The organism is Neisseria sp. P0021.S005, from assembly GCF_051956955.1.
This window is the reverse complement of record NZ_JBQCWY010000342.1, coordinates 1-3,222: the sequence shown is the minus strand read 5'-3', so window position 1 is coordinate 3,222 and position 3,222 is coordinate 1. Positions and strand designations below refer to the sequence as shown.

Here is a 3,222-nt window from a genome sequence, read left to right as displayed (position 1 = left end):
GCTATTTGCTCGATAGCCTGCCTGTTTTACTGGCCGCAGATTCGCAGCTTACTGGGTTAAAAATACTCAGGCCGTCTGAAAGTTTTCAGACGGCCTTATTTTTATTATAAAATAGCCATTTATGCGCCGATTTGTCCGTATGGAAATTAATTTGCGCTTACGGGCGTTTCTATGTTAAACAAAGAAGTTGAACTCACACAATAATATCGATAGTTACATCATGAAACATATTAAAAAACACATTCAATGCGCCGTTCTCGGCATGCTGGTATTGTCCGGCTGTCAATCGTATCAGGAAGATCAAAGCCGTCGCAGTAAAATGGCTCAATTCGCGCTTAACCATCCCGTAGCCGCCCAAGTTATCGGCATGGAAGACGAAGGTTTAATCAATATGACCAGCAATGCCACACGCTTTGCCGAGCGTTCAGGTTTGGATGACAAAGCAAACGGCGACAGCAGGGGAACACAAGTCAATGCCGTACGCCAAGCATTGTGGCAGGCGGCGATTGCTTCCAAATTCGACAGCATTATTGCAGAAAAAGCAGGTAATGCGCGTCTGACGGATATGGAATTGCGTGAAGGTAAAGATGACTACTTCAGCCGCTACCTTGCCGACCAAGCGGTTGATCAGCGCAACAACCGTATCGGCCGCAGTATCGGCAGTGCCAAGCCTGACAGCGATATGAAAACGCTAGCGGCAAGCATTTTGTTCTACTACAACAAAGTAGGCTTATGGACGGCTTCCGAAGTGAAAAACCGTTGGCACATCAAACAGGAAAAACTTTCAGACGGCCAGTATGCCGAGGCATTGAAAAACATCGCCCAATTGGATCAAAACGGTATGACCGAACAGGAACGTAGCGGTTATAAAACCGATACGCTCAGCGAAATTAAACGTTCGGTCAAAGCCATACGTCAAGTCGAAGACTGATTTTAAGACTTCATCATTTAAAGGCAATTATTATGAATTTCCCTCCGCGTTATGTCTCAAACACCCGTATGCGCCGTATGCGTAAAGACGATTTTTCACGTCGTCTGATGCGCGAGCATACTTTGACGGCAGATGATTTAATCTATCCGGTTTTTGTATTGGAAGGCCAGAATCAGGAAGAGGCAGTCCCATCCATGCCGGGTGTCAAACGCCAAAGTTTGGACAAATTGTTGTTTACCGCTGAAGAAGCACTGAAGCTCGGCATTCCTATGCTGGCTTTGTTTCCCGTGGTAACGCAAAACAAAACCGAGTTTGCTGAGGAAGCTTATAACCCTGCAGGCTTGGTGCCGACAGTAGTACGAACCCTGCGCGAGAAATTCCCAGAGCTGGGTATCATGACCGACGTTGCCTTGGACCCTTATACCATTCACGGCCAAGACGGTTTAACCGATGAAAATGGCTATGTCCTCAACGATGAAACCATTGAAGTTTTGGTAAAACAGGCTTTGTGTCATGCCGATGCAGGCGCACAAGTCATTGCCCCATCCGACATGATGGACGGACGTATTCTTGCCATCCGCGAAGCCTTAGAAGATGCCGGCCATATCCATACGCGCATCATGGCGTATTCGGCAAAATATGCTTCGGCGTTCTACGGCCCGTTCCGCGACGCCGTCGGCAGCTCCGGCAATTTGGGTAAGGCAGACAAGAAAACCTACCAAATGGACCCTGCAAACACTAATGAAGCCTTGCACGAAGTAGCATTGGATATTCAAGAGGGCGCAGACATGGTCATGGTAAAACCGGGTCTGCCATATTTGGATGTCGTCCGTCGAGTCAAAGACGAGTTCGGCGTACCGACTTATGCTTACCAAGTTTCCGGCGAATATGCCATGCTTCAGGCTGCCATTCAAAACGGCTGGTTGGATGGTGAAAAAACCATTTTGGAGAGCCTGTTGTCATTCAAACGCGCCGGCGCTGATGGTATTTTGACTTACTATGCGATTGAAGCGGCAAAATTGTTGAAGAAGTAAAATAAAGAAATAAATCAAAAAGCGGCAAACAGTGTTTATCCTGTTTAGCCGCTTTTTTATATTACTTAAGATTGGCTCAATAGGGCCTGACTAAGGTTTATTTTTTGAAAATCTAAAGAGTTTTGCATAAATAAAGGCCGTCTGAAAAACAGTTACCTGATTTTTCAGGCGGCCTTATATGATTTAAACCTTAGTGGTGGCTGCAACCGCCGTGGGTTTCACGCAAAGCTTCGGCTGCTTGTTCGTCTGCGTGGTAGCTGGAGCGAACCATTGCGCCGATGGCGGCATTGGTAAAGCCTAATTCGTATGCTTCTTTTTCAAAAACTTTGAATTGATCGGGCGTTACATAGCGTAAGACGGGCAGGTGGCCGTCTGAAGGTTGCAGATATTGGCCGATGGTAATCATCTCGATATTGTTGGCACGCATATCGCGCATGATTTCGCGCACGTCCTCGTCTGTTTCGCCCAAGCCGACCATGATGCCGGATTTGGTCGGAATATGGGGCATCATTTCTTTGTAGCGGCGCAGAAGCTCGAGGGAGTGTTGGTAGTTGGCACCCGGACGGGCTTTTTTATACAGGCTTGGATGGGTTTCCAAGTTGTGGTTCATCACGTCGGGCGGGGTTTCTGCCAAGATTTCCAGTGCGATGTCCAGACGGCCGCGGAAATCGGGAACAAGGATTTCGATTTTGGTATTCGGGCTGGTTTCGCGGATGGCTTTGATGCAGTCGGCGAAATGTTGGGCACCGCCATCACGCAGGTCGTCACGGTCGACGGAAGTAATCACGACATAGCGCAGGTTCATGGATTTGACGGATTCTGCCAAGTGTTTAGGCTCGTCAGGATCCAACATATTGGGGCGGCCATGACCAACGTCGCAGAACGGGCAGCGGCGTGTACAAATATCGCCCATGATCATGAATGTGGCCGTACCTTTGGTAAAGCATTCGCTGATATTTGGACAAGATGCTTCTTCGCACACGGTATGCATTTTTTGTTCGCGAAGAATGTTTTTGATTTCAAAGAATTTCTTACCCGGTAATTTGGCGCGGATCCATTCGGGCTTTTTCAATTTTTGTTCCAATGGAACAACTTTAATCGGAATGCGTGCAGTTTTGTCTGCGCCTTTCAGTTTGATGCCGCGTTTAGGGTCGTGTTTTACTTCTTCACTCATGGTGATGTGTTCTTTCTGTCGTTATAAAGGCCGTCTGAAAAGCTTATTGTAGTCTTTATGACCTAGGGGCTTGTGGGTTCAGA

At 47.5% G+C, this 3,222-nt stretch carries 3 protein-coding genes; 2 read left to right on the top strand and 1 reads right to left on the bottom strand.

The window, feature by feature from the left end; genetic code table 11:
* Positions 1-220: 220 nt before the first annotated feature.
* Positions 221-931, top strand: a complete 711-nt coding sequence (locus ACTHUE_RS13875) for a DUF6973 domain-containing protein (RefSeq protein ID WP_107769385.1) — start codon at positions 221-223, stop codon at positions 929-931.
* A 32-nt stretch (positions 932-963) separates the two neighbouring features.
* Positions 964-1,965, top strand: a complete 1,002-nt coding sequence (hemB, locus tag ACTHUE_RS13870) for a porphobilinogen synthase (RefSeq protein WP_107769384.1) — start codon at positions 964-966, stop codon at positions 1,963-1,965.
* Positions 1,966-2,155: 190 nt separating this feature from the next.
* Here hemB and lipA read toward each other — a convergent pair whose 3' ends face one another.
* Positions 2,156-3,139, bottom strand: a complete 984-nt coding sequence (gene lipA, locus ACTHUE_RS13865; protein WP_070591250.1) for a lipoyl synthase — start codon at positions 3,137-3,139, stop codon at positions 2,156-2,158.
* Positions 3,140-3,222: the final 83 nt, after the last annotated feature.

Excerpts from the sequence above, each read along its gene's own strand:
- lipA (WP_070591250.1), bottom strand. The coding sequence starts at position 3,139 with ATGAGTGAAGAAGTAAAACACGACCCTAAACGCGGCATCAAACTGAAA.
- hemB (WP_107769384.1), top strand. The coding sequence starts at position 964 with ATGAATTTCCCTCCGCGTTATGTCTCAAACACCCGTATGCGCCGTATG.
- ACTHUE_RS13875 (WP_107769385.1), top strand. The coding sequence starts at position 221 with ATGAAACATATTAAAAAACACATTCAATGCGCCGTTCTCGGCATGCTG.